Origin of the sequence: Listeria monocytogenes (genome assembly GCF_041765605.1) — a bacterium.
In the GTDB taxonomy this organism is placed as follows: domain Bacteria; phylum Bacillota; class Bacilli; order Lactobacillales; family Listeriaceae; genus Listeria; species Listeria monocytogenes_D.
In genome coordinates this window covers 1,850,503-1,876,009 of the sequence record NZ_CP168900.1, presented here as the reverse complement: position 1 = coordinate 1,876,009, position 25,507 = coordinate 1,850,503, and the positions used below count along the sequence as shown (strand labels likewise).

25 protein-coding genes, 3 rRNA genes and 1 other annotated feature are annotated in these 25,507 nt (G+C 40.7%); of the genes, 21 read left to right on the top strand and 7 right to left on the bottom strand.

The annotated features are described in order from the left end of the window. Positions 1–5: 5 nt before the first annotated feature. Genes AB2Q86_RS09575 through AB2Q86_RS09565 form a run of 3 tightly spaced genes read right to left on the bottom strand, consistent with a single transcriptional unit; the run spans position 6 to position 1,764 of the window. Positions 6–722: an MBL fold metallo-hydrolase gene (locus AB2Q86_RS09575; protein WP_012581134.1), complete on the bottom strand. Its 717-nt coding sequence runs from the start codon at positions 720–722 to the stop codon at positions 6–8. Then, entirely contained in the window at positions 719–1,330 is a 612-nt protein-coding gene (locus tag AB2Q86_RS09570; protein ID WP_012581135.1) for an NAD(P)H-dependent oxidoreductase, read from the bottom strand. Before AB2Q86_RS09570 ends, AB2Q86_RS09575 begins: the two co-directional genes overlap by 4 nt. Continuing rightward, complete coding sequence (locus tag AB2Q86_RS09565; RefSeq protein WP_003729545.1) at positions 1,330–1,764, bottom strand: MerR family transcriptional regulator; 435 nt, start codon at positions 1,762–1,764, stop codon at positions 1,330–1,332. Before AB2Q86_RS09565 ends, AB2Q86_RS09570 begins: the two co-directional genes overlap by 1 nt. 207 nt (positions 1,765–1,971) lie before the next feature. Here AB2Q86_RS09565 and rplS point away from each other — a divergent pair, with 207 nt between their 5' ends. From rplS to AB2Q86_RS09550, 3 genes are all read left to right on the top strand, one after another. Beyond that, on the top strand, positions 1,972–2,316 hold the full coding sequence (rplS, locus tag AB2Q86_RS09560) for a 50S ribosomal protein L19 (RefSeq protein WP_003728425.1): 345 nt from the start codon (positions 1,972–1,974) through the stop codon (positions 2,314–2,316). Positions 2,317–2,831: 515 nt separating this feature from the next. Further along, a complete protein-coding gene (locus AB2Q86_RS09555) occupies positions 2,832–3,365 on the top strand; it encodes a matrixin family metalloprotease (RefSeq protein ID WP_012581136.1) in 534 nt (177 codons plus the stop codon). Between the two features lie 15 nt (positions 3,366–3,380). Beyond that, positions 3,381–4,040, top strand: coding sequence for a hypothetical protein (locus tag AB2Q86_RS09550; RefSeq protein ID WP_012581137.1), 660 nt, complete (start codon positions 3,381–3,383; stop codon positions 4,038–4,040). Positions 4,041–4,326: 286 nt separating this feature from the next. Here the strand turns inward: AB2Q86_RS09550 and AB2Q86_RS09545 are convergent, their stop codons facing one another. Further along, positions 4,327–4,875: an Ltp family lipoprotein gene (locus AB2Q86_RS09545; RefSeq protein WP_014589091.1), complete on the bottom strand. Its 549-nt coding sequence runs from the start codon at positions 4,873–4,875 to the stop codon at positions 4,327–4,329. Between the two features lie 300 nt (positions 4,876–5,175). Then, positions 5,176–5,314, top strand: a sequence feature (ribosomal protein L20 leader region). Between the two features lie 82 nt (positions 5,315–5,396). Between AB2Q86_RS09545 and infC the strand changes: the two genes are divergently transcribed. The 3 genes from infC to rplT are packed head-to-tail and all read left to right on the top strand — an operon-like array spanning position 5,397 to position 6,533. Beyond that, positions 5,397–5,912: a translation initiation factor IF-3 gene (infC, locus tag AB2Q86_RS09540; RefSeq protein ID WP_010958948.1), complete on the top strand. Its 516-nt coding sequence runs from the start codon at positions 5,397–5,399 to the stop codon at positions 5,910–5,912. Positions 5,913–5,933: 21 nt separating this feature from the next. Beyond that, complete coding sequence (gene rpmI / locus AB2Q86_RS09535) at positions 5,934–6,134, top strand: 50S ribosomal protein L35 (RefSeq protein WP_003720098.1); 201 nt, start codon at positions 5,934–5,936, stop codon at positions 6,132–6,134. Positions 6,135–6,173: 39 nt separating this feature from the next. Next, positions 6,174–6,533 carry a 50S ribosomal protein L20 gene (rplT, locus tag AB2Q86_RS09530; RefSeq protein WP_003720097.1) on the top strand — a complete coding sequence of 120 codons (360 nt, stop codon included), beginning with the start codon at positions 6,174–6,176 and terminating at the stop codon, positions 6,531–6,533. Positions 6,534–6,573: 40 nt separating this feature from the next. Here the strand turns inward: rplT and AB2Q86_RS09525 are convergent, their stop codons facing one another. After that, entirely contained in the window at positions 6,574–7,329 is a 756-nt protein-coding gene (locus tag AB2Q86_RS09525) for an exodeoxyribonuclease III (RefSeq protein ID WP_003726561.1), read from the bottom strand. A gap of 83 nt (positions 7,330–7,412) precedes the next feature. Between AB2Q86_RS09525 and AB2Q86_RS09520 the strand changes: the two genes are divergently transcribed. Beyond that, entirely contained in the window at positions 7,413–7,943 is a 531-nt protein-coding gene (locus AB2Q86_RS09520; protein ID WP_012581141.1) for a DUF1697 domain-containing protein, read from the top strand. 57 nt (positions 7,944–8,000) lie between these two features. Continuing rightward, positions 8,001–9,233 (top strand): peptidase T, encoded by a 1,233-nt coding sequence (pepT, locus tag AB2Q86_RS09515; RefSeq protein ID WP_012581142.1) that lies wholly within the window; start codon positions 8,001–8,003, stop codon positions 9,231–9,233. An 18-nt stretch (positions 9,234–9,251) separates the two neighbouring features. Here pepT and AB2Q86_RS09510 read toward each other — a convergent pair whose 3' ends face one another. Continuing rightward, positions 9,252–9,614, bottom strand: a complete 363-nt coding sequence (locus tag AB2Q86_RS09510) for a hypothetical protein (RefSeq protein WP_012581143.1) — start codon at positions 9,612–9,614, stop codon at positions 9,252–9,254. A 49-nt stretch (positions 9,615–9,663) separates the two neighbouring features. Next, positions 9,664–10,437, bottom strand: a complete 774-nt coding sequence (locus tag AB2Q86_RS09505) for an ABC transporter ATP-binding protein (protein ID WP_012581144.1) — start codon at positions 10,435–10,437, stop codon at positions 9,664–9,666. A 65-nt stretch (positions 10,438–10,502) separates the two neighbouring features. Here AB2Q86_RS09505 and AB2Q86_RS09500 point away from each other — a divergent pair, with 65 nt between their 5' ends. The 13 genes from AB2Q86_RS09500 (at position 10,503) to purF (ending at position 25,503) form a co-directional block, all read left to right on the top strand. Further along, positions 10,503–11,108 (top strand): HD domain-containing protein, encoded by a 606-nt coding sequence (locus AB2Q86_RS09500; protein ID WP_012581145.1) that lies wholly within the window; start codon positions 10,503–10,505, stop codon positions 11,106–11,108. 337 nt (positions 11,109–11,445) lie between these two features. Continuing rightward, a 16S ribosomal RNA gene (locus AB2Q86_RS09495) occupies positions 11,446–12,995 on the top strand. Between the two features lie 246 nt (positions 12,996–13,241). Continuing rightward, a 23S ribosomal RNA gene (locus AB2Q86_RS09490) occupies positions 13,242–16,173 on the top strand. A 77-nt stretch (positions 16,174–16,250) separates the two neighbouring features. Continuing rightward, a 5S ribosomal RNA gene (rrf, locus tag AB2Q86_RS09485) occupies positions 16,251–16,366 on the top strand. The 16S, 23S and 5S rRNA genes sit together here, the layout of an rRNA operon. Before the next feature lie 128 nt (positions 16,367–16,494). Continuing rightward, on the top strand, positions 16,495–17,019 hold the full coding sequence (locus AB2Q86_RS09480) for a DUF2179 domain-containing protein (RefSeq protein ID WP_003729817.1): 525 nt from the start codon (positions 16,495–16,497) through the stop codon (positions 17,017–17,019). A 205-nt stretch (positions 17,020–17,224) separates the two neighbouring features. Further along, positions 17,225–17,713: a 5-(carboxyamino)imidazole ribonucleotide mutase gene (gene purE, locus AB2Q86_RS09475; protein WP_003729816.1), complete on the top strand. Its 489-nt coding sequence runs from the start codon at positions 17,225–17,227 to the stop codon at positions 17,711–17,713. After that, entirely contained in the window at positions 17,706–18,830 is a 1,125-nt protein-coding gene (purK, locus tag AB2Q86_RS09470) for a 5-(carboxyamino)imidazole ribonucleotide synthase (protein WP_012581146.1), read from the top strand. The genes purE and purK overlap by 8 nt, the downstream gene beginning before the upstream one ends. Before the next feature lie 18 nt (positions 18,831–18,848). Next, positions 18,849–20,141 carry an adenylosuccinate lyase gene (gene purB / locus AB2Q86_RS09465; protein WP_003729814.1) on the top strand — a complete coding sequence of 431 codons (1,293 nt, stop codon included), beginning with the start codon at positions 18,849–18,851 and terminating at the stop codon, positions 20,139–20,141. A gap of 80 nt (positions 20,142–20,221) precedes the next feature. Then, positions 20,222–20,935, top strand: a complete 714-nt coding sequence (gene purC / locus AB2Q86_RS09460; RefSeq protein ID WP_012581147.1) for a phosphoribosylaminoimidazolesuccinocarboxamide synthase — start codon at positions 20,222–20,224, stop codon at positions 20,933–20,935. A gap of 11 nt (positions 20,936–20,946) precedes the next feature. After that, positions 20,947–21,192, top strand: coding sequence for a phosphoribosylformylglycinamidine synthase subunit PurS (purS, locus tag AB2Q86_RS09455; protein WP_003722248.1), 246 nt, complete (start codon positions 20,947–20,949; stop codon positions 21,190–21,192). 3 nt (positions 21,193–21,195) lie between these two features. Further along, a complete protein-coding gene (purQ, locus tag AB2Q86_RS09450) occupies positions 21,196–21,879 on the top strand; it encodes a phosphoribosylformylglycinamidine synthase subunit PurQ (RefSeq protein ID WP_012581148.1) in 684 nt (227 codons plus the stop codon). Continuing rightward, complete coding sequence (gene purL / locus AB2Q86_RS09445; RefSeq protein WP_012581149.1) at positions 21,872–24,091, top strand: phosphoribosylformylglycinamidine synthase subunit PurL; 2,220 nt, start codon at positions 21,872–21,874, stop codon at positions 24,089–24,091. The genes purQ and purL overlap by 8 nt, the downstream gene beginning before the upstream one ends. Beyond that, positions 24,076–25,503, top strand: coding sequence for an amidophosphoribosyltransferase (purF, locus tag AB2Q86_RS09440; RefSeq protein ID WP_003722245.1), 1,428 nt, complete (start codon positions 24,076–24,078; stop codon positions 25,501–25,503). Before purL ends, purF begins: the two co-directional genes overlap by 16 nt. Positions 25,504–25,507: the final 4 nt, after the last annotated feature.

Sequence of the window (25,507 nt, the reverse complement as noted above, 5' to 3'; positions counted from 1 at the left end):
GTTTTCTAGTCTTTTTCATTTTCTACTTGTTTACGTGCGCGCTGTAGCACATTTGTTACATTGAAATCAGCCATATTCATCACCGGTCCATGCCCACAAGCAATTTCCGTCACATCGAGAAGCTGTAACTTTTCCGCCGATGCAATACTTGTTGAAAGATCCCAAGAACCCATCGCTGGAAAAGGGAACAACCATCGTTTCTCCCCGCAAATAGCTGCTCCACCACGAGTTTGAAATAAATCTCCTACAAACAAATGTCCATTACGCTCATCGAAAAACGAAATCGAACCAGGTGTATGTCCAGGAGTATCAATAATTAACAAAGAACCAACCATATCGCCATCTTTTAATACTTGATCAACTTTCGCCGGAAGCTTATCTGAATAACTACCTTTTAACGGCTTCTGTGCTTCAAAAGCATAAATTTTTTTCGTTTCTACAAGCAATTTTTCTCTGCTTCCAATCATTACAAGCGCTTCTGGAAAAGCTGCTTTGACTGCGACTAAACCGCCAATATGGTCACCATGTGCATGCGTTAATAAAATCCGTTTTAACGGTAATTTTAATTTATGGATAAGTGAAATGATTCCTTTCGCATGTGCTAAAATCCCAGTATCAATCAATGTTAAGCCGTCTTTTTCTAAAATTAAGTAACAATTCACTGGAAAAAGATACGGCAATGTTGTAATTTGCCAATATTGATGTTTGGCAGTAATTTTCATGCAAAAACCTTCTTTCTAATTTGCTTTTTTAGCAAGAATTGAATATCGCGTTTTGCTGCACGTGTAACTTTTTTATCATAGTAGTCATCAGTCCTTCTGATAGAAAGATCCAGTCGATCAATTGAAGTCACTTTCACCGAAAACACGCCACTCATCCATAATGGGTAACGCAAGGCAGTAAGAGCAGGGCGGGCGAAAAGTCGATGTTGTATTTCCATTCCACCAATCGTATAAATCAACCGCGCCCGTTTTTTTCGCCATGGTCCTGTAAGAAAATATTTTTTATCTCTAAAACTATAACTCTCTCCGCGCCAAAACAAATGATCAATAACACCTTTTAACACAGCTGGAACGTTAAACCACCAAACCGGATAAGAAAATAGAAGTAAATCAGCGGAACGAACATCATTTTTAAGCGCAATTATGTCAGGGGTTTGCTCCGTACGATAGCCTTCAGGTAAATTAGGGTCAAAAGCTACTTCGCGAATATCATAGATTTTCACCTCGATTGTTGGTTGTTCCTGAAAAACAGCTAAATACTTCTGAAACAAATCTCTTGATGTACCTTTTTCCCGCGGATCACCAATAATCGCCACAACCTTAGCCATTAGAATCCGTCCTTTCTGATGTCAGTAAAAATATGTTCCACAAAAGTGTTAACATCTTTTTGAACAGTGCTGTAATCTTGGACCTCGTCAATTTGCGGCAATTCTTCTAAAAGAGCAGCGATTTTCGTATAATGCGCAATGGTCTGTTTAATTTCCGCTGCTTTGAGTGCAAGTAACTCCTTCGACGCTGTATTACAAGCAACAGACGGTTCACTTCTCAACCATTCCATCATCAGCTTTATTTCAGATAGAGAAAATCGGGCATATTTCATCACCAAAATAAATTTTAATTCTAATAGATGTTCTGCGTTATACACACGATACCCGTTTTCCAACCGATTAGGTACAATTATCTTGTTTTTTTCATAATAACGTAATGTATCCGCTGAAATCCCCACATAAGCAGCCATTTCTTTTACTGTCCATTGTTCCATCTCTGACACCTCCATTTGATATACTAAAGGTAACATTAAACCATACTCCAAGGTCAAGCTTTTTATCAAAAGAAAAAGTAAGAAAAAAACTTTACAGCGAAACTAGTTTATGGTAACCTAAATAAGGTGACTGGAGAGACCAGTCTGATAACGATATTCCGCTTCATTATTAATATGAATGAATGTTTGTTGGAAGGAGAGAAAAACATGAACAAACTGATTGATGAAATCACAAAAAGTCAACTAAACCCAGATGTTCCAAATTTCCGTCCGGGTGATACTGTACGTGTACATGCGAAAGTAGTCGAAGGTACTCGCGAACGTATCCAATTATTCGAAGGCGTTGTAATCAAACGTCGCGGAGCTGGAATCAGCGAAACTTTCACTGTTCGTAAAATTTCTAACAGTGTTGGCGTGGAACGTACTTTCCCAGTACATACTCCACGTATCGCAAAATTAGAAGTTATCCGTCGTGGTAAAGTACGTCGTGCGAAACTTTACTACCTACGTAACCTACGTGGTAAAGCGGCTCGTATTAAAGAAATTCGTTAATCATTTAACGGCTGAAACCCTTGAGAAATCAAGGGTTTTTTGTTTTGTTTGGGATTAGAATAGAGCTGGTGGAAGTTGTCGGAAATGTTAAAAGGGGCGAAAATTTTCAATGTCAGCCCTCACTTTTTCACGAACACCTTCTATAACAGCAAAAATTGTAATGTTTGATGAATAATTATGCCCTTTTATTCATTTGGTTTGTTATGAAATATGATGAATATTTCAACAAATAAAGAAACTAAGCATGAAAAACAACTTAAATTCTGAACGAATATGTACTTTTTGTGGACACTAAAAAAATTGGTGCATAAAACCGTGAATAGTCACCAAAAACAGGTTCTTTTTTGTGACGAAAAGCGCAATATTACACATATTATGTAAAATTAAATCTAAATAATCTCTATTTTTTATCGTTCACGACAAGAATCGGACATTTCATTACATTTTTGGTTATACATCATACTTTTTTGTTATTCTTTTTTTGAAAGAAATTTTTAAAAAAAGGAGATTACAACATGAGAAAAAAAACTTTAGCGGTATTCCTTGTTTTTACTGTATTGGTTGCGTTGCTAGCGCCAACTAATGCAAATGCGTATACGAAACTGGGGCGCGTGATGACAAAAGCTAGCGCGAAAAACTTTAAAATCTATATCAATGGTTCAGCAAAAGGGTTTAAAAACATTATTATTAGTGGTGCAAAATCATGGAATCCGTCCCCTTACTTAAATACAGTAAGCGTAGGAAATGATGTAAAGCCTAACTTTACGGTAAGTAGTTCAAATACGAATAAAGGAAGTGTTTTAGCGGTTTGTAACAGTACGTATAACACATCCAATAAATTAATTTCTAAAAATGAGATTACACTGTACAAAGGTTTCCGTTCACTTTCAAATAATCATAAAATAGAAACCGTTGCGCATGAGTTTGGTCATGGCTTCGGCTTAGGCCATGTGAAAACAAGAAATGCGATTATGCTAGACAAAGGCTTTATAAACAAAACAAAACCGCAAACAGATGATTTTAATGGTATTAAATCTTTATACAAGTAAATAGGAGGATTGTCGATGAAAAGAAAAATAACAATGATTATATGTTTAGTAAGCCTTAGTTTACTAACGGCGTGTTCTAATAGCAAAAGTGTAAAAGAAAAGCCAGTAGAAGAACAAACATCACAAAGCGGATCAGAAACAATAGAATCACGTAATGGCGTTGTTTCTAGTCACGGGAAATACCTAGAACTTGCTGAAGATGTGAATGCTCTTGAAAAAGATGCCCCAATTATCATTAAAGCAACCAAAAAATCTGAAAAAGTAACAGTGACAAAGGAAACGAAAGAAAATGTATTTCCAACAGATTTTTACACAATGAGTGATGTCCAAATAAACTCTATCGAAAAAGATACAACTGGGAAATTGAAAGAGAATATGACCATTAAAGTGTTAGAATATAGCGTAGAAAACGTTACTGTCGATGGGGAAGAATATGATTTAACTATTGATGGTTATAAAAATATGGAAAAAGGTGAAGCGTATACACTTTTCTTAGAAAAAAATCCAGATGGCGATAACTACATACTATCGAATGCAATTATAAGTAAGTTTCCAGTGGAAGAGCTACCTAAAGAAGAATTATTTTTAGATGGCGGGGACCCCACAGAAGAAACGGTTGTTATAGAAGAAATTTATCAGGAAGTTTATGAAGATGTTTTGAAAGAATATAATTAGAGTATATAATTAAAAAGACTTCGATGTGATTGTCGAGGTCTTTTTTGAAAGACTGATTGAAATTATTCTTTTCAATATGTTAGATTGTATTAGCCAGGTAGATAAACATATAAGAATATACGGTTTTTAGATGAAAAGCCAGCTATAAAAATATAGCTCATACGCTTTCTCAATCAACTCCGCGGCTCCCCGCATGGAAGGGAGTCCTTTTGAAATCACAAATAAGGAAATAATAAAAAAGCTACGCTCTAAAATAGAGAATAGCTTTTTAAATCCCAAAAAGAGATTATTTACTTAAGTTTTGAATCGCATAATCTGCTTCTTCAGCAGTGAATTTTTCACCGGCAGAAGATGTTAATTGATCACGGATAGCTTCTGGAGCCATTGCCATCGTTTTTTGATAATCTTCTGCTTTTGCTAAGGCATTGGCATTATAATCTGCTTTTAAATTATCAATTGCATATTTTCCTGCTTCAGCGGAGAATTTTTCACCAGCTTCGGATGTTAATTGATCATAAATACCAGCTTTCGACATCTTCATCATAGAAGAATATTGTTCCGCTTTTTTTAGAGCTGATTTATATTCAGATGGAACGCTTTCTTCTTTTTTCTTTTCTTCTGCTTTTTTCTCTTCAGCAGCTTTCTCTTCTTTTTTCTTTGCCTCATCATCAGCTTTGTCTACTTTTTTAGTTTCCACTTTTTCAGTGTTCTTCGTATCATCTGCTGCAGTATCGTTACCACCTAAAGCGGAACCAATTGCTCCCACGGCGATTACGACGATTAACCAGAACCACCATTTTTTATAAAGTGGTTTCTTTTGTTTCCCTTTTTCCATTTCTCTATCTCCCTTTTTGGTTATTTCTATATAATCGCTGATGCGTTTATACCACACATAATTAAAGTTGAAAAGGTTTACAATTAAAGTTTCATTTTAAAGAAGACAAAAGAAAAACAGCCTCAAAAAATGAAGTTGTTGCGTTATAGCGAATTATTGTAAGAAATATTTGTTTGCATATTAAGTCTATAATAATCTTAAATCTATGTCAATAACCTATCCTAGTATGGGAAGAAATAAAAATAACTAATTCACCTTGACACTAAAAACCCCATATGATATAGTAAGTAAGGTTATTAAACAAGAAAGAAGAAGCAACCCGCTTCTCGCCTCGTTAACACGAACGTTTTCAGGCAAAAAATTCAAACTTTCGTCGCGTAGCTTACGCGATTTTGAATGTGCGGGATTGCTGAAAAGCAGCCCGTTTTTTTATGGCCTCTGAACGAACGAGTTAGCAGGCCGCAGATTTGAACAGCTATTTTCTATCTTGTTGTAACAAAATTAAGTGGAGGTGGCTCACCATTAGCAAAGACATGTTGGTAAACGATGGGATTCGTGCACGTGAAGTAAGATTGATCGACCAAGACGGTGAACAATTAGGCGTGAAGAGTAAAATCGATGCGCTTCAAATTGCTGAAAAGGCTAATCTTGATCTAGTGCTTGTTGCTCCAACAGCGAAACCGCCAGTAGCTCGTATCATGGACTACGGTAAATTCCGTTTTGAACAACAGAAGAAAGATAAAGAAGCCCGTAAGAACCAAAAAGTCATCGTGATGAAAGAAGTTCGTTTAAGTCCAACGATTGACGAACATGACTTCGATACGAAGCTACGTAATGCACGTAAATTCCTTGAAAAAGGCGATAAAGTAAAATGCTCTATCCGTTTTAAAGGTCGTGCCATTACACACAAAGAAATCGGTCAGAAGGTGCTTGACCGTTTTGCAAAAGCGTGCGAAGACCTTTGTACAATTGAGCAAAGACCAAAAATGGACGGACGTTCGATGTTCTTAGTCCTAGCACCACTTCATGAAAAGTAAAGTTTTGAGGAGGAAAAATTCATGCCAAAAATGAAAACCCACCGCGGTTCCGCTAAACGTTTCAAGAGAACAGGATCTGGAAAATTAAAACGCAGACACGGCTTCACTAGCCATATGTTCGCTAACAAATCCCAAAAACAAAAACGTAAATTGCGTAAATCAGCAATGGTATCAGCTGGCGACTTCAAACGTATTCGTCAAATGGTCGCTAAAATGAAATAAGAGAAACAACATTTTTGTAAATTCTAGGAGGTAGACAATATGCCACGCGTAAAAGGCGGAACAGTAACACGCAAACGTCGTAAAAAGATAGTTAAATTAGCCAAAGGGTATTATGGCTCTAAACATTTATTATTCAAAGTAGCTAACCAAGCGGTAATGAAATCTTACCAATATGCTTATAGAGATCGTCGTCAAAAGAAACGTGATTTCCGTAGATTATGGATCGCACGTATCAATGCGGCAGCTCGTATGCAAGATCTTTCTTACAGCAAATTAATGCACGGCTTAAAATTAGCTGGTATTGATATTAACCGTAAAATGCTTGCAGACTTAGCAGTTAATGATATCGCATCATTTAACACACTTGCTGATTCAGCAAAAAAAGCATTAGCTAAATAATTCAAAAATCCTCACTCTTTGGAGTGAGGATTTTTTTATGTTATAAATTAAGTTCTAGCTCGACAGGACAATGATCCGAACCAAGCACATCCGCATGAATTTTTGCATCCACTAACTTATCTTTCAAACGTTCCGATACAACAAAATAATCAATCCGCCAACCAGTATTCCTAGCACGCGCGTTCATTCGGTAAGACCACCAAGAATAAGCATCGGTCAAATCTGGATAAAAATAACGGAAACTATCAATAAATCCAGCGTCTAAAAATGCAGAGAATTTTGCGCGTTCCTCATCTGAGAAGCCGGCATTTTTACGATTTGTCTTCGGGTTTTTTAAATCAATTTCCTCATGCGCAACATTCAAATCGCCACAAAGCACAACCGGCTTCGTTTTATCCAAGTTTTTTACATATTCCAAAATCGCATCCTCAAACGTCATCCGGTAATCTAATCGTTTTAATTCAGCTTGCGAATTCGGCGTATAAACCGTCACCATAAAGAATTCCTCAAATTCCAGCGTGATGACGCGGCCTTCCGTATCATGCTCGGGCACTCCTAAACCATATTGAACAGATAATGGCTCTACTTTAGTAAATATTGCGGTACCCGAATAACCTTTTTTCACCGCGTAGTTCCAGTAATCTTTGTACGCTGGCAAATCAAGTTCAATTTGTCCTTCTTGTAATTTAGTTTCCTGCAAACAAAAAATATCCGCATCTACTTCTTCAAAATATTCCAAAAAGCCTTTTTTTACAGCTGCTCGAAGCCCGTTTACATTCCAAGAAATTAATTTCACCTAAAAAACCTCCCATCGCTAATAGCCTTATTATAACGTAAGTCACATGCTATAATGTAGTTAAACGATTGGGAGGAAAATAGATGAGGAATTATGTAGTGTTATTAAGAGCGGTAAATGTAGCTGGAAAGAATAAAGTGAATATGAAAAATCTACAAGCTGCTTTGCAAGAAGTCGGTTTCCAAAATGTCATTACTTATATCCAAAGCGGCAACCTCGTTCTAAGCTCCATGTTACAAACGGAACCAGAAGTAGCGACAAAAATAACCGAGGTAATGAAAGCAACGTTCGATTTAAATATTGATGTATTCGTATTTTCGGAACAAAATTATAACCAAATCATCGCAAACAATCCATTTCCGCCAGAAACAATTGGCGAGGAAGAACGCTGGATGGCCGCTTTCTATAATGAAAATATAGCTATTGCGAGACAAAAAAACGACCAAGCCGAAGTAATCGCGATTGGCCGCGTCCTTTATATCCACATTTTCTCCAACCAAATCCACACCTTAAAATTACCCGTTTTCCTTGGCGAATATAAAAAGACCATAACAACAACGCGCAATTGGCGAACAACCCTCCAATTACAAACACTACTCGACAGTCTGGAATAGAATTTTTCGGAAATCAAGTTTATAATGGAAAAGAATCAATCTAAGGGAGTGATAGAAATGAAAGAAGAACTATTAAAACGATTTACGAAATATGTAAAAGTAGATACACAATCGAATGAGGAAAGTACGGTTTGCCCAACGACGCCAGGTCAAATGGAACTGGCAAACATTCTCGTTACAGAACTAAAAGAAATCGGTATGCAAGAAGTTACTGTTGATGAATTCGGTTATGTTATGGCAACACTTCCTTCTAATACAACGAAAGAAGTTCCAGTAATCGGATTTTTAGCTCATTTAGATACAGCGACGGACTTAACAGGCAAAAACGTCCAACCACAAGTCCATGAAAATTATGATGGTAAAGATATCGTTCTAAACAAAGACTTAAACGTGGTACTTTCACCAAAACAATTTCCAGAACTAGCTGATTATAAAGGGAAAACACTGATTACAACAGATGGAACAACTTTACTTGGCGCAGATGATAAAGCAGGTATCACCGAAATTATGGTAGCGATGAACTATTTAATTAATCACCCAGAAATCAAACACGGCAAAATTCGTGTTGCTTTCACACCAGATGAAGAAATTGGCCGAGGACCAGAACGTTTTGATGTAGAAGCATTTGGCGCAAAATATGCTTATACAATGGACGGGGGGCCACTTGGAGAACTAGAATATGAAAGTTTTAACGCTGCAGGTGCCAAAATCACTTTTAATGGTAATAGTGTTCACCCAGGTACAGCAAAAAACAAAATGGTTAATGCTGTCAAAATGGCAATGGAATTCAATGCACGTATTCCAAAAGACGAAGCGCCAGAGTACACAGAAGGTTACGAAGGATTTTATCATTTAATTTCCTTAAACGGTGATGTAGAGCAAGCCAAAGCCTACTATATTATCCGTGATTTCGATCATTTGAAATTTGTGGAAAGAAAAACACATATTGCTAGTATCGCTAAAGAGTTAGAAGAAAAATACGGCGAAGGATCGGTAGAATTAAAACTGAACGATCAATATTACAATATGCGCGAAAAAATCGAACCAGTAAAAGAAATTGTGGATATCGTCAGCGCGGCGATGAGAAATCTAGACATTGAACCGAAAATCAGCCCAATTCGCGGCGGAACAGACGGCGCTCAACTTTCCTACAAAGGACTACCAACACCTAATATTTTTGGTGGAGGAGAGAACTTCCACGGTAAATTTGAATATGTTGCATTAGAAAGTATGGTTAAAGCAACAGAAGTAATCATTGAAGTGGCTCGTTTATTTGAAGAAAAAGAATAATAAAAAAGTGAGTCTAGTTCATCCTAGGCTCACTTTTTCTATACGCTCATTTACTCTAGCGGCAAACACCTTTGCTTCACCGTTTGCAACAAGTAATGTATAGCTTTCTTTATTATTAAGATGTAAAATCAATTTTTTCGTCATGGAAAGGATACTTACTTTTTGTTCTACTTTTTCTATTCTTTCATAAGCAAATTTCTTCAGTAAGTAGACATCTTCATTTTCTAAATAAAAAATCAGCGCATCTGCATTCGAAATCCAAAGCCCCGTTAAATCCATCCATTCGCCTTCCATTTTATAAGCAAATGAACCATAAATCAGACTAGTATCCATCCCGAGAAGCTCACGTACACCTGCTTTTGCAATCATCGTTTCATACAAAACATTTCGCCCCTCTACACACGCATTTTTCGTATTCTAACTATACCATTTACTTCGGATAGACTGCAATGGAGCCGTCTTTTATCCGAATTAATTCTACTGGCTTTTGATAAAAATCTTGAAGAACTTCTTCTGTCAAAAGATTTTCTGTTTTTCCGTGATGAGTTATTTCCCCGTCACGAAGTAAAATGATATTATCGAAGCAGGGGAGAATCTCTTCCGTATGGTGAGTAACAAAAAGCATCGTTGGAGATTCCGGCAGTTCCGCAATCTTCTTAATTCTTTCTAATAAGCGCTCCTTTGCAAATAAATCAAGCCCATTACAAGGCTCATCTAAAATAAGCAACTTAGGACTCGCCATTAAAGCACGTGCAATCAATACAATCTGGCGCTCTCCTTGAGATAAAATTTTATACGGTTTCCCAATGAGCGATATGCCACCACAATCAATAAGCCATTTTTTCGCTAAAGCTAGTTCATCTGCCGTGACTTTCGCATAAATACCAATACTTGCAAACTTCCCACTAAGAACGATTTGCTCACTTAACTCATAGTCTTTCAACTGATGGTCAAGCGCATTACTAACCCAACCAATCGCTTTACGCAATTCCGGCAAAGAAGTCTGACCGAAAATATGCCCAAGCACTTGAAGTCGACCACTACTAGGCCAAAGATACCCATTTAAAAGTTGTAGTAAAGTTGTTTTTCCAGAACCATTGAGCCCTAGGATCGCCCAATTTTCTTTTTCATTAACCACCCAATTAATATCCGACAAAATCGTTTTATTATCTCGCTTTAAATATACATTTTCAAAAGCAAACATCGAATACCTCATTTCCATTTTCTACTATTGTACATGAAAATAATCTAAAAAAGGAGCAAATACTAATGAAACAAGAAGAAATAATAATAGCCGCGCAACAATGGATGCAATCTCATTTCGAAAAGGAAGCTACTGGACACGACTGGGAACATATTAAACGAGTCTGGCATTTAAGCAAACAAATCCAGTCTGTAGAAGGCGGAGACAAATTCACTATAGAATTAGCCGCATTGTTCCACGACTATAATGACAGCAAACTAACAGAAGATCCACTACAAGCAACTGAAATAATCACAACTTGGCTGAGAGAAAAAGAAATACCTAAAGAGGTAATCAGTAAAATCATCCGAATTATCCAAGCAGTCTCTTTTAAAAATGGAAAAAATCCTATCCACGCTTCCACAATAGAAGAAAAAATAGTCCAAGATGCAGACCGTTTAGACGCAATTGGAGCAATCGGTATAGCTAGAACATTTACATATGGAGGAGCGCACAATAGAGAAATAGCTAATCAAAACCACCCTGAAAACACCACATTACAACACTTTTACGATAAATTATTACTAATTCAAGACCAGCTGAAAACAACGACTGCCCAAGAAATTGCAGTAGAAAAACAAAAAATTATGCAGGATTTTATACATGCACTAGAGAAAGAATTAAAAATATAACTCAAAAGGCTTGTATTTCATATAAAGCTGTTATATAATGATAAAGCTGAATTGATACAAATTAATTCATCAAAAACATTTTAAAAATAGTTGTTGACGTGATTTCAACTTTATGGTAAGATTTAAAAGTTGCGTTAACAAAGCAACTGACCTTTGAAAACTGAACAAAGAAGAAGACGAAAAGCAATGAGACGTAAAGTCTCACTGGTAATCGCAGGGCAGAAAACAGAAAGCTGTTTTCAACAAAACAAACTAGTAATTTAATTGCTAGCGAAGTCAATTTGACGCAAGGAATCTTATTCACGGTGTTGAATAAGTATTCAAATTCAATTTATATTTTAAAGAGAGTTTGATCCTGGCTCAGGACGAACGCTGGCGGCGTGCCTAATACATGCAAGTCGAACGAACGGAGGAAGAGCTTGCTCTTCCAATGTTAGTGGCGGACGGGTGAGTAACACGTGGGCAACCTGCCTGTAAGTTGGGGATAACTCCGGGAAACCGGGGCTAATACCGAATGATAAGATGTGGCGCATGCCACGCCTTTGAAAGATGGTTTCGGCTATCGCTTACAGATGGGCCCGCGGTGCATTAGCTAGTTGGTAGGGTAATGGCCTACCAAGGCAACGATGCATAGCCGACCTGAGAGGGTGATCGGCCACACTGGGACTGAGACACGGCCCAGACTCCTACGGGAGGCAGCAGTAGGGAATCTTCCGCAATGGACGAAAGTCTGACGGAGCAACGCCGCGTGTATGAAGAAGGTTTTCGGATCGTAAAGTACTGTTGTTAGAGAAGAACAAGGATAAGAGTAACTGCTTGTCCCTTGACGGTATCTAACCAGAAAGCCACGGCTAACTACGTGCCAGCAGCCGCGGTAATACGTAGGTGGCAAGCGTTGTCCGGATTTATTGGGCGTAAAGCGCGCGCAGGCGGTCTTTTAAGTCTGATGTGAAAGCCCCCGGCTTAACCGGGGAGGGTCATTGGAAACTGGAAGACTGGAGTGCAGAAGAGGAGAGTGGAATTCCACGTGTAGCGGTGAAATGCGTAGATATGTGGAGGAACACCAGTGGCGAAGGCGACTCTCTGGTCTGTAACTGACGCTGAGGCGCGAAAGCGTGGGGAGCAAACAGGATTAGATACCCTGGTAGTCCACGCCGTAAACGATGAGTGCTAAGTGTTAGGGGGTTTCCGCCCCTTAGTGCTGCAGCTAACGCATTAAGCACTCCGCCTGGGGAGTACGACCGCAAGGTTGAAACTCAAAGGAATTGACGGGGGCCCGCACAAGCGGTGGAGCATGTGGTTTAATTCGAAGCAACGCGAAGAACCTTACCAGGTCTTGACATCCTTTGACCACTCTGGAGACAGAGCTTTCCCTTCGGGGACAAAGTGACAGGTGGTGCATGGTTGTCGTCAGCTCGTGTCGTGAGATGTTGGGTTAAGTCCCGCAACGAGCGCAACCCTTGATTTTAGTTGCCAGCATTTAGTTGGGCACTCTAAAGTGACTGCCGGTGCAAGCCGGAGGAAGGTGGGGATGACGTCAAATCATCATGCCCCTTATGACCTGGGCTACACACGTGCTACAATGGATAGTACAAAGGGTCGCGAAGCCGCGAGGTGGAGCTAATCCCATAAAACTATTCTCAGTTCGGATTGTAGGCTGCAACTCGCCTACATGAAGCCGGAATCGCTAGTAATCGTGGATCAGCATGCCACGGTGAATACGTTCCCGGGCCTTGTACACACCGCCCGTCACACCACGAGAGTTTGTAACACCCGAAGTCGGTAGGGTAACCTTTATGGAGCCAGCCGCCGAAGGTGGGACAGATAATTGGGGTGAAGTCGTAACAAGGTAGCCGTATCGGAAGGTGCGGCTGGATCACCTCCTTTCTAAGGAAAAGGAAACCTGTGAGTTTTCGTTCTTCTATATTTGTTCAGTTTTGAGAGGTTAGTACTTCTCAGTATGTTTGTTCTTTGAAAACTAGATAAGAAAGTTAGTAAAGTTAGCATAGATAAGTAATTATCTATGACACAAGTAACCGAGAATCATCTGAAAGTGAATCTTTCATCTGATTGGAAGTATCATCGCTGATACAGAAAATCAGAAAAACAACCTTTACTTCGTAGAAGTAAATTGGTTAAGTTAGAAAGGGCGCACGGTGGATGCCTTGGCACTAGGAGCCGAAGAAGGACGGGACTAACACCGATATGCTTTGGGGAGCTGTACGTAAGCGTTGATCCAGAGATTTCCGAATGGGGGAACCCACTATCTTTAGTCGGATAGTATCCTTACGTGAATACATAGCGTAAGGAAGGCAGACCCAGGGAACTGAAACATCTAAGTACCTGGAGGAAGAGAAAGAAAAATCGATTTCCTGAGTAGCGGCGAGCGAAACGGAAAGAGCCCAAACCAAGAAGCTTGCTTCTTGGGGTTGTAGGACACTCTATACGGAGTTACAAAAGAAAGTTATAAATGAAGCGGTCTGGAAAGGCCCGCCAAAGACGGTAACAGCCCGGTAGTTGAAATGGCTTTCCCTCCAGAGTGGATCCTGAGTACGGCGGAACACGTGAAATTCCGTCGGAATCCGGGAGGACCATCTCCCAAGGCTAAATACTCCCTAGTGACCGATAGTGAACCAGTACCGTGAGGGAAAGGTGAAAAGCACCCCGGAAGGGGAGTGAAACAGTTCCTGAAACCGTGTGCCTACAAGTAGTTAGAGCCCGTTAATGGGTGATAGCGTGCCTTTTGTAGAATGAACCGGCGAGTTACGATTTGTTGCAAGGTTAAGCGGAAAAAGCGGAGCCGTAGCGAAAGCGAGTCTGAATAGGGCGCATAAGTAACAGGTCGTAGACCCGAAACCAGGTGATCTACCCATGTCCAGGATGAAGGTAAGGTAATACTTACTGGAGGTCCGAACCCACGCACGTTGAAAAGTGCGGGGATGAGGTGTGGGTAGCGGAGAAATTCCAATCGAACTTGGAGATAGCTGGTTCTCTCCGAAATAGCTTTAGGGCTAGCCTCGAGGTAAAGAGTCATGGAGGTAGAGCACTGTTTGGACTAGGGGCCCTTCTCGGGTTACCGAATTCAGATAAACTCCGAATGCCATGTACTTATACTCGGGAGTCAGACTGCGAGTGATAAGATCCGTAGTCGAAAGGGAAACAGCCCAGACCACCAGTTAAGGTCCCCAAATATATGTTAAGTGGAAAAGGATGTGGGGTTGCTTAGACAACCAGGATGTTGGCTTAGAAGCAGCCACCATTGAAAGAGTGCGTAATAGCTCACTGGTCGAGTGACCCCGCGCCGAAAATGTACCGGGGCTAAACATATTACCGAAACTGTGGATGAACCTCTTCGGAGGTTCGTGGTAGGAGAGCGTTCTAAGGGCGGTGAAGTCAGACCGGAAGGACTGGTGGAGCGCTTAGAAGTGAGAATGCCGGTATGAGTAGCGAAAGAAGGGTGAGAATCCCTTCCACCGAATATCTAAGGTTTCCTGAGGAAGGCTCGTCCGCTCAGGGTTAGTCGGGACCTAAGCCGAGGCCGATAGGCGTAGGCGATGGACAACAGGTAGAGATTCCTGTACCAGTGCTAATTGTTTAACCGATGGGGTGACACAGAAGGATAGGGAATCGCACGAATGGAAATGTGCGTCCAAGCAGTGAGTGTGAGAAGTAGGCAAATCCGCTTCTCGCGAAGCATGAGCTGTGATGGGGAAGGAAATTAAGTACGGAAGTTCCTGATTTCACGCTGTCAAGAAAAGCCTCTAGGAAGAGTAGTACTGCCCGTACCGCAAACCGACACAGGTAGATGAGGAGAGAATCCTAAGGTGAGCGAGAGAACTCTCGTTAAGGAACTCGGCAAAATGACCCCGTAACTTCGGGAGAAGGGGTGCTCTATTAGGGTGCAAGCCCGAGAGAGCCGCAGTGAATAGGCCCAGGCGACTGTTTAGCAAAAACACAGGTCTCTGCAAAACCGTAAGGTGACGTATAGGGGCTGACGCCTGCCCGGTGCTGGAAGGTTAAGAGGAGTGCTTAGCTTCGGCGAAGGTACGAATTGAAGCCCCAGTAAACGGCGGCCGTAACTATAACGGTCCTAAGGTAGCGAAATTCCTTGTCGGGTAAGTTCCGACCCGCACGAAAGGCGCAACGATCTGGGCACTGTCTCAACGAGAGACTCGGTGAAATTATAGTACCTGTGAAGATGCAGGTTACCCGCGACAGGACGGAAAGACCCCGTGGAGCTTTACTGCAACCTGATATGGAATGTTTGTACCGCTTGTACAGGATAGGTAGGAGCCGAAGAGACGTGTGCGCTAGCATACGAGGAGGCAATGGTGGGATACTACCCTGGCTGTATGACCATTCTAACCCGCCACGCTTAGCGCGTGGGGAGACAGTGTCAGGTGGGCAGTTTGACTGGGGCGGTCGCCTCCTAAAGAGTAACGGAGGCGCCCAAAGGTTCCCTCAGAATGGATGGAAATCATTCGCAGAGTGTAAAGGCACAAGGGAGCTTGACTGCGAGACTGACAAGTCGAGCAGGGACGAAAGTCGGGCTTAGTGATCCGGTGGTTCCGCATGGAAGGGCCATCGCTCAACGGATAAAAGCTACCCCGGGGATAACAGGCTTATCTCCCCCAAGAGTCCACATCGACGGGGAGGTTTGGCACCTCGATGTCGGCTCGTCGCATCCTGGGGCTGTAGTCGGTCCCAAGGGTTGGGCTGTTCGCCCATTAAAGCGGCACGCGAGCTGGGTTCAGAACGTCGTGAGACAGTTCGGTCCCTATCCGTCGCGGGCGCAGGAAATTTGAGAGGAGCTGTCCTTAGTACGAGAGGACCGGGATGGACACACCGCTGGTGTACCAGTTGTTCCGCCAGGAGCATCGCTGGGTAGCTATGTGTGGCAGGGATAAACGCTGAAAGCATCTAAGCGTGAAGCCCCCCTCAAGATGAGATTTCCCATTTCTTCGGAAAGTAAGATCCCTGAAAGATGATCAGGTAGATAGGTTTGGAGTGGAAGTGTAGCGATACATGGAGCGGACAAATACTAATCGATCGAGGACTTAACCAAAAAATGAAACGAAGTTACCTAACTGAAAACTTTCTTCTCTAGTTTTGAGAGAGCAATCTTTCAACAACTCAATATTGTCTGGTAGTTATGGCGAGAAGGTCACACCCGTTCCCATCCCGAACACGGTAGTTAAGCTTCTCTGCGCCAATGGTAGTTGGGGGCTTCCCCCTGCGAGAGTAGGTCACTGCCGGGCAATTTGAAAAAGTCCTAATTATTTAGGACTTTTTTTGTTGAAGTGTTTCTTTTGTCAGCTATCTTATTGGATGTTATATTAGTAAAAGACTCAGTAGAAAGTAGTTTTTAGGTGGAGGGGTTATTTTAGTGGATAATGGCATATTTATAGTAGCTACTATTTTTGTTGTAAATATTTTATATGTAACGATTTATACAGTGAGGTTACTTTTGACGATGAAGGGTTATCGTTATTTAGCTGCGCTTTCTAGTGTATTTGAAATGATTATTTATGTGGTTGCGCTTAGTTTGGTTTTGGATAACTTAAATAATATTGCCAATGTTTTAGCGTATGCTATTGGGTTTGGCGTGGGAATTATCGTTGGTATGAAAATTGAAGAGCGTATAGCTTTGGGGTATATTACAGTGAATGTTATTACAAAAGAATATAATCTAGACTTACCAAACCAAATTCGCGATTTAGGTTATGGGGTTACTAGTTGGCTTGCGAGTGGACGTGATGGCGAACGAATGATGCTTGAAATTTTGACACAGAGGAAGAATGAGCGGAAATTATATAAGCATATTATCGAAATTGATAGTGGCGCATTTATTGTTTCCTCTGAGCCAAAACAAATTCACGGTGGATTTTGGGTTAAACAAGTTCGAAAATAAAGAGAAGCTTACCTATGATGGTAGCTTCTTTTTTTATTTATTTAGTGAAAATGGGTACATAATGCAAGTGAAAAGAACAAATACGCTCTAAACACGAACGTTAATAAAATGTAACAATTAAATGTTCGATTTTTCGTTGACATTTATCGTGCCTATTGTTAGAATGAAGGAGTTGAAAAGAGATTATTAAGGAGTTGATCACGTAATGCCTGCTGTAATTGGTGTCATTATGGGGAGTACCTCAGATTGGGATACAATGAAAAAAGCATGTGATGTATTAGATGAATTAGAAATAGCATATGAGAAAAAAGTGGTTTCAGCTCATCGTACACCAGATTTAATGTTTCAATATGCAGAACAAGCGCGGGAACGTGGTTTGAAAATTATTATTGCCGGTGCTGGTGGTGCGGCGCATTTGCCGGGGATGGTTGCAGCAAAGACGACTTTGCCAGTTATTGGTGTGCCAATTAAATCAAAAGCATTGAATGGAATGGACTCGTTACTTTCTATTGTACAGATGCCTGGAGGTGTTCCCGTAGCAACAGTAGCTATTGGCGAAAGTGGCGCGGTTAATGCTGGACTTCTAGCTGCACAAATTTTATCTATAACAGACGATGCAATTACTAACAGATTAGAAAAAAGACGTGCTACACTAGAAGAAACAGTTCTAGAAAGTAGTGATTCTCTTGGATAAAAAATATTTACTGACAAATAGTACTATTGGTATCATTGGTGGTGGACAGCTTGGACGAATGCTTGCTCTTGCAGCGAAAGCGATGGGGTATCGGATTATTGTTCTTGATCCCACTGCTGAATGTCCAGCTGCTCAAGTAAGCGATGAGCAAATTATTGCGGATTATGACGATAAAGTAGCGTTACGCGAACTATCCGAAAAAGCAGATGTAGTTACGTATGAGTTTGAAAATATCGACTATGATGCTTTAAAAATGACGCAGAACTTAGTATCAGTTCCTCAAGGTTCGGAATTGCTTTCGATTACGCAGGATAGAATTTTGGAAAAAGCCTATTTGGAATCTGCTAATATTAATATTGCGCCATATGCAGTTATTGTTGAACAAGATGAAATTGAAAGCGAAATTAAAAGTATTGGATATCCTGCTGTTTTAAAAACAGCGCAAGGTGGTTACGACGGGAAAGGACAAGTGGTTCTTCATGATGAGAGGGACATTGAAACAGCGGCGAGATTGTTGCGATATGGCTCTTGTGTACTAGAAGCTTGGATTCCATTTGAAAAAGAGATTTCTGTCGTTGTTGCTCGTAATTTAGATGGACAAGTAGAGACGTTCCCTGTTGCAGAAAATGTACATGTAAATAATATTTTGCATACGACTACGGCTCCAGCAGATGTGGCGGATGACGTGCATGAGGAAGCGGAAGAAATTGCCAGAAAGTTAGCAGATGTACTTCAATTATGTGGTGTTTTGGCAGTAGAAATGTTTGTGACTAGTTCAGGTGCGATTTATGTAAATGAACTTGCTCCTAGACCGCATAACTCTGGGCATTTTACGATTGAAGCTTGTTCCATTTCGCAGTTTACACAGCATATTCGAGCAATTGTTGGATTGCCACTCGTGAAACCAGAACTCTTAAAACCAGCTTTAATGATTAATATTTTAGGGCAACATGTTGATGATGTGAATAAACAAATGGTGAATTATCCTCATTGGTTTGTACATTATTACGGTAAAAAAGAAGCGAAAATTAATCGCAAAATGGGACATATCACTGTGCTGACTGATGAACCAAAAGCGGTTTTACAAGATTTAGAAGAAACGCAAATTTGGAAGTAACTGGAGGAATTTAAAAGGATGTTAGAACGTTATACTCGTAAAGAAATGGGCAACATTTGGACAGAACAAAACCGTTACCAAGCTTGGTTGGAAGTAGAGATTTTAGCTTGTGAAGCTTGGGCAGAGCTTGGCGACATTCCGAAAGAAGACGTTGCGAAGATTCGCGCTAATGCGAAGTTTGATGTGGATCGTATTCATGAGATTGAACTAGAAACTAGACATGATGTAGTAGCATTTACACGTTCGGTTTCGGAATCGCTTGGTGCGGAACGTAAATGGGTTCATTATGGCTTAACTTCAACAGACGTAGTGGATACAGCGAATTCTTATCTGCTAAAACAAGCGAATGAGATTTTGCGCAAAGACTTGGAAAATTTCATTGCGATTATTGGCGAAAAAGCAAAAGAACATAAATATACCGTAACAATGGGACGTACACATGGTGTTCATGCGGAGCCAACTACTTTTGGTCTGAAACTTGCTTTATGGTACGAGGAAATGAAACGTAATTTAGAACGTTTTAACTTTGCTGCTGACGGCGTTGAATTTGGAAAAATTTCAGGTGCGGTTGGTACGTATGCGAATATTGATCCTTTTGTGGAAGCTTACGTATGTGAAAAATTAGGAACAACTCCTGCGCCGATTTCTACACAAACGTTGCAACGTGATCGCCATGCAGAATATTTGGCAACGCTAGCTTTAATTGCAACTTCTGTAGAAAAATTTGCGGTAGAAGTACGTGCACTGCAAAAAAGTGAAGTGCGTGAAGTAGAAGAATTCTTTGCAAAAGGGCAAAAAGGTTCCTCTGCAATGCCGCATAAACGTAATCCAATTGGTTCTGAAAATGTAACGGGGTTAGCGCGCGTTATTCGCGGTCATATGGTTACTGCTTATGAAAATGTGCCACTTTGGCATGAACGTGATATTTCTCATAGCTCAGCGGAACGAATTATTCTGCCAGATTCCACTATTTTACTTGATTATATTTTGAATCGTTTTGGAAATATCGTGAAAAACTTGACGGTGTTCCCAGAAAATATGAAACGCAATATGGATAGAACACTGGGACTTATTTATTCACAGCGTGTATTACTTGCGCTTATTGATAAAGGTTTAGCTCGTGAGGCGGCGTATGATGTCGTGCAACCAAGAGCAATGGAAGCCTGGGAAAAACAAGTACCTTTCCGTGAATTAGTAGAACAAGATGCAACCATTACTGAAAACCTATCTGCGGAAGAAATTGCAGATTGCTTTGATTACAACTATCACCTGAAGAATGTCGACTTAATTTTTGATCGTTTAGGATTATAATTACGGGCAGAATACAACCTAACCTCTTTGATATTTATTTTTTCAAAGAGGTTAAGTAATTTATAAGGAGATAAATTATTGTGACTAATGAACTGGTTTATGAAGGAAAGGCAAAACGACTTTTTAAAACAGAAGAAGCAGGTGTCTTGCGTGTTGCCTATAAGGACGATGCGACAGCGCTAAATGGGGTACGAAAGGAATCTTTTGCTGGGAAGGGTGAGCTTAATAACCAAATTACATCGCTTATTTTTTCTCATTTAGCAGAAGCGGGAATAGAGAGTCATTTTATCCGGGCGATTTCGGAAACGGAACAATTGGTGAAAGAGGTATCGATTATTCCGCTTGAAGTAGTTGTTCGTAATGTGATGGCTGGGAGTCTTGCGAAGCGGCTTGGGAAAGAAGAAGGCGAGCCAATTCCAAATGCGATAGTGGAATTTTATTTTAAAGAGGATGCGTTAGATGACCCGTTTATTAATGATGATCATGTGCTTTATTTAGAGATTGCGACAACGAATGAAATGGACGAGATTCGCCAGGCTGCTCGTTCGATTAATAAGGTGCTACAAGAATTATTCACTCAAATGAATATTACGCTAATTGATTTTAAGTTAGAATTTGGTCGGGATGCGGCTGGAAATATTTTATTAGCAGATGAGATTTCGCCTGATACATGCAGACTTTGGGACAAGGAAACAAATCAAAAGCTCGATAAGGATGTGTTTCGTCGGAATATTGGCAATTTAACAGATGTGTATACAGAAGTATTGAATAGATTAAAGCAAGTTCAAAACTAGGAGGCCACAAAATGTATAATGTCAAAGTTTATGTCACTTTAAAGAAAAGCGTATTAGATCCACAAGGTGTTGCAGTAAAAGATGCAGCGAAAAGCATGGGTTACGAGGAAGTAGAAGATGTTCGTATTGGTAAATTTATGGAACTAAAAGTTGCAAAATCAGATCGAGATATTCATGAAGTATTAAATGAAATGTGCGACAAACTGTTAACTAACCCGGTGATGGAAGATTACCGATATGAAATTGAGGAGGCGTAAACGATGAAATTTGCTGTCATTCAGTTCCCAGGTTCTAATTGTGATCTTGATATGCTACATGCGATTCGCGATTCTATTGGCGAGGAGGCGGAATATGTATGGCATGCGGAAACAAGTCTTGCAGGCTTTGACGCGGTGTTACTTCCAGGTGGATTTTCTTACGGAGATTACTTGCGAACTGGTGCGATTGCAAAATTTTCAAGTATTATGCCAGAAGTTTTGCGCTTTGCTGAAATGGGAAAACCAGTGCTTGGTGTGTGTAACGGATTCCAAATTTTAACTGAAATTGGTTTACTGCCAGGTGCTTTAATTAGAAATAATAATTTGCATTTTATTTGTAAAACAGTGCCGCTTCGTGTGGCAAATGCAAGTACGATGTTTACGGAGCTTTATGAAGAAGGCGAAATTATCCAAGTTCCCGTTGCTCACGGAGAAGGTAATTATTACTGTGACGACGAAACACTTTTAAAATTAAAAGAAAATAACCAAATTGTTTTTACATATGATAGCGTTAATCCGAATGGTAGTCGTGCGGATATTGCGGGTATCGTAAATGAGCGCGGTAATGTGCTTGGAATGATGCCACATCCAGAACGCGCGGTAGAAGAAATTATTGGCGGTACTGATGGTTTAAGACTTTTCGAGTCCGTTGTAAAAGCTTGGAAGGAGGAACAAGTAAATGCCTAACATGGAGCCAACGACAAAAGAAATTAAAGAACAAAAGATTTATCAAGAAATGGGCTTAACTGATAGCGAATATGAGCTTGTTTGTTCGATTCTTGGACGCGAGCCTAATTATACAGAAACTGGACTTTTCTCCGTTATGTGGTCCGAACATTGTAGCTATAAAAATTCTAAACCAGTACTTCGGAAATTTCCTACAGAAGGAAAACAAGTGTTGCAAGGACCGGGTGAAGGTGCTGGGATTGTTGATATTGGCGATGGTCTAGGTGTTGCTTTTAAAGTGGAGAGTCATAATCATCCATCCTACGTGGAGCCGTATCAAGGTGCTGCAACTGGGGTCGGTGGGATTATCCGTGATGTGTTTTCGATGGGAGCTAGACCGATTGCGATGCTTAACTCGCTTCGCTTCGGCGAATTAGATACACCTCATGCGAAATACTTAGTTAGTGAAGTCGTGGCGGGAATCGCAGGATACGGTAACTCCATTGGGATTCCAACGGTTGGCGGCGAAATCCAATTTGATCCTTGTTATACGAAAAATCCATTAGTTAATGCAATGTGTGTAGGCTTAATTGAAGCGAAAGACATTCAAAAAGGGCAAGCTAAAGGAATTGGCAACCCGGTGATGTATGTTGGTGCTAAAACTGGTCGTGACGGAATTCATGGTGCCACTTTTGCTTCTGTAGAGTTTAGTGAAGAAGGCGAACAACAACGTTCTGCTGTACAAGTGGGCGATCCTTTTATGGAGAAATTGTTGCTTGAAGCTTGTTTAGATGTGATTCGTGATCATTCGGATATTTTAGTGGGAATTCAAGATATGGGAGCTGCTGGACTCGTTAGTTCAAGTTCTGAAATGGCCTCAAAAGCGGGCGCGGGGCTAGAATTAATTATGGATGATGTGCCGCAACGTGAACTAAATATGACGCCATATGAAATGTTGCTTTCTGAATCGCAAGAACGGATGCTTCTATGTGTGAAAAAAGGGCATGTGGAAGAAATCCAAGCGTTATTTGAACGTTATGGTTTAGAGGCTGTTGTGATTGGTCAAGTAACGGATGATAAAATGTACAAAATTATTCATCATGGTGAAGTAGTTGCGAATGTGCCTGTTGATGCACTTGCAGAAGACGCGCCAGTTTATCATAAGCCTTCAAAAGAACCAGCTCGTTATCAAGCATTCCAAGAAGAGAAAGCGTTTGTGCCAGCTATGGATGACGTGGTGGGAGTTTGGAAAGAACTGCTTGCTCAGCCAACGATTGCTAGTAAGCGCCATATTTATGAGCAATATGATTACCAAGTTCGGACGGATACAGCTGTTGTACCTGGTTCAGATGCGGCGATTGTTCGTGTGCGTGGAACAGAGAAGGCAATTGCGATGACGACAGATTGTAACTCACGCTATTTGTATCTTGATCCAGAAGTAGGCGGAGCGATAGCGGTTGCGGAAGCGGCGCGCAATATCGTTTGTTCTGGGGGGAAACCACTAGCGATTACAGATGGACTGAATTTTGGTAATCCTGAAAAACCAGAAATTTTTTGGGAAATTGAAAAAGCGGCTGACGGTATTAGTGCAGCTTGTTTAGAACTTGATACGCCTGTTATCTCAGGGAATGTATCGCTTTATAATGAAACAGATGGTACCGGAATTTATCCAACGCCAGTTATTGGAATGGTTGGTTTAGTAGAAGATTTGGCACATATTACGACACAAGATTTTAAAAATAGTGGCGATGTGATTTTCTTAATTGGTGAAACAAAAGCTGAATATAGTGGTTCGGAATTGCAGAAATTACAACAAGGGAAAATTAGCGGACGTGCGCCGGAATTAGATTTAGCGACAGAGAAAAAATACCAACAATTACTTCTAACGGCGATTCAGGAAGGTCTAGTTGCTTCTAGTCACGATTTGGCAGAAGGCGGATTTGGTGTTGCCCTTGCGGAAGCGACTTTTAAAGCAGGGCTTGGTGCGGATGTAGAAGTACCATTTGCGTTGAATCAACTATTCAGTGAATCGCAATCACGTTTCTTAGTATCGGTAAAACCGGAAAACGAAGCAGCTTTTGCGCAATTAATGGAACTGGAAAAAGTATACCGCCTTGGTGTGGTAACCGAGGATGATACGATTCGTGTGAAACATAAGGAAGACCAAGTTACAGCGAAAACAACGGAATTACGATCCATTTGGGAAGGGGCTATTCCATGCTTGCTGAAGTAAAAGGACTTAACGAAGAATGTGGTATTTTTGGTATTTGGGATCATCCTAATGCAGCGGAAATCACCTATTATGGGTTGCATAGTTTACAACATCGCGGTCAAGAAGGTGCCGGAATTGTTTCGACAGACGGTGAAACACTAAAAGGTCACCGAAATCTCGGCCTTTTAGCAGACGTATTTAAACATGGTGAACTAGACGATTTAAAAGGTAAAGCAGCCATTGGCCATGTTCGATACGCGACAGCTGGTCAAAAAAACTTAGGGAACGTACAACCATTTTTATTTCACTTTCATAGTTCTTCTTTAGCACTTGCGCATAATGGGAATTTGGTTAATGCGAAAAGTTTACGCCGTGAACTAGAAGAAGAAGGCGCTATTTTTCAAACGAGTTCGGATACAGAAGTGTTAGCGCATTTAATTAAACGTAGCCATACAGGTGATTTTGTGGAAGATTTAAAAGTGGCTTTGAACAAGGTTAAGGGTGGCTTTGCGTACATGCTTCTGACGGAAGACACGATGTATGCGGCGCTTGACCCGAATGGTTTTAGACCGCTTTCGATAGGTCGCATTGGTGATTCTTACGTAGTTGCTTCGGAAACATGTGCCTTTGAAACGGTTGGCGCTGAGTTTGTCCGTGATGTAGAGCCAGGCGAACTAATTATTATTAATGATGACGGGCTTCGAATTGAAAAATTCACGGAAAATGTGACGCATTCGATTTGCAGTATGGAATACATTTATTTTGCGCGACCAGACTCTAATATTGCTGGAATTAATGTCCACTCGGCAAGAAAACGTTCTGGGAAAAGGTTAGCAAAAGAGGCTTTTATTGATGCAGATGTAGTTACAGGTGTACCAGATTCCAGTATTTCTGCGGCGATTGGTTATGCGGAGGAAGCTGGTCTTCCTTACGAACTTGGTCTCATCAAAAATAGATATGTGGCAAGAACTTTTATCCAGCCATCACAAGAACTCAGGGAGCAAGGCGTTAGAATGAAACTTTCTGCCGTGCGCGGGGTTGTGGAAGGGAAACGCGTTGTCATGATTGATGATTCGATTGTTCGCGGGACGACAAGTAAACGCATTGTCCAGCTTTTACGTGAAGCAGGAGCGGCGGAAGTTCACGTGAGAATCGCTTCTCCACCACTTGCTTATCCTTGTTTTTATGGAATTGATATCCAAACGCGAAATGAATTAATCGCTTCTAATTATTCTGTTGATGAAATTTGTCGGATTATTGGGGCTGATTCTTTAGAGTATTTGAGTGAAGAAGGTTTAGTAGATTCCATTGGCAGACCTTATCCGAATGAACCTTACGGGGGACTTTGTATGGCTTATTTCAACGGCGATTACCCAACCCCTTTATATGATTATGAAGCGGAATATTTAGCGAGCTTAGAAGCAGAAAAATAATGAG

Excerpts from the sequence above, each read along its gene's own strand:
- purE (WP_003729816.1), top strand. The coding sequence starts at position 17,225 with ATGCCTGCTGTAATTGGTGTCATTATGGGGAGTACCTCAGATTGGGAT.
- pepT (WP_012581142.1), top strand. The coding sequence starts at position 8,001 with ATGAAAGAAGAACTATTAAAACGATTTACGAAATATGTAAAAGTAGAT.
- purS (WP_003722248.1), top strand. The coding sequence starts at position 20,947 with ATGTATAATGTCAAAGTTTATGTCACTTTAAAGAAAAGCGTATTAGAT.
- AB2Q86_RS09555 (WP_012581136.1), top strand. The coding sequence starts at position 2,832 with ATGAGAAAAAAAACTTTAGCGGTATTCCTTGTTTTTACTGTATTGGTT.
- purB (WP_003729814.1), top strand. The coding sequence starts at position 18,849 with ATGTTAGAACGTTATACTCGTAAAGAAATGGGCAACATTTGGACAGAA.
- AB2Q86_RS09545 (WP_014589091.1), bottom strand. The coding sequence starts at position 4,875 with ATGGAAAAAGGGAAACAAAAGAAACCACTTTATAAAAAATGGTGGTTC.
- AB2Q86_RS09505 (WP_012581144.1), bottom strand. The coding sequence starts at position 10,437 with ATGTTTGCTTTTGAAAATGTATATTTAAAGCGAGATAATAAAACGATT.
- rplT (WP_003720097.1), top strand. The coding sequence starts at position 6,174 with ATGCCACGCGTAAAAGGCGGAACAGTAACACGCAAACGTCGTAAAAAG.
- purQ (WP_012581148.1), top strand. The coding sequence starts at position 21,196 with ATGAAATTTGCTGTCATTCAGTTCCCAGGTTCTAATTGTGATCTTGAT.
- purF (WP_003722245.1), top strand. The coding sequence starts at position 24,076 with ATGCTTGCTGAAGTAAAAGGACTTAACGAAGAATGTGGTATTTTTGGT.
- rpmI (WP_003720098.1), top strand. The coding sequence starts at position 5,934 with ATGCCAAAAATGAAAACCCACCGCGGTTCCGCTAAACGTTTCAAGAGA.
- rplS (WP_003728425.1), top strand. The coding sequence starts at position 1,972 with ATGAACAAACTGATTGATGAAATCACAAAAAGTCAACTAAACCCAGAT.
- purL (WP_012581149.1), top strand. The coding sequence starts at position 21,872 with ATGCCTAACATGGAGCCAACGACAAAAGAAATTAAAGAACAAAAGATT.
- AB2Q86_RS09575 (WP_012581134.1), bottom strand. The coding sequence starts at position 722 with ATGAAAATTACTGCCAAACATCAATATTGGCAAATTACAACATTGCCG.
- AB2Q86_RS09550 (WP_012581137.1), top strand. The coding sequence starts at position 3,381 with ATGAAAAGAAAAATAACAATGATTATATGTTTAGTAAGCCTTAGTTTA.
- AB2Q86_RS09570 (WP_012581135.1), bottom strand. The coding sequence starts at position 1,330 with ATGGCTAAGGTTGTGGCGATTATTGGTGATCCGCGGGAAAAAGGTACA.
- AB2Q86_RS09565 (WP_003729545.1), bottom strand. The coding sequence starts at position 1,764 with ATGGAACAATGGACAGTAAAAGAAATGGCTGCTTATGTGGGGATTTCA.
- AB2Q86_RS09500 (WP_012581145.1), top strand. The coding sequence starts at position 10,503 with ATGAAACAAGAAGAAATAATAATAGCCGCGCAACAATGGATGCAATCT.
- AB2Q86_RS09520 (WP_012581141.1), top strand. The coding sequence starts at position 7,413 with ATGAGGAATTATGTAGTGTTATTAAGAGCGGTAAATGTAGCTGGAAAG.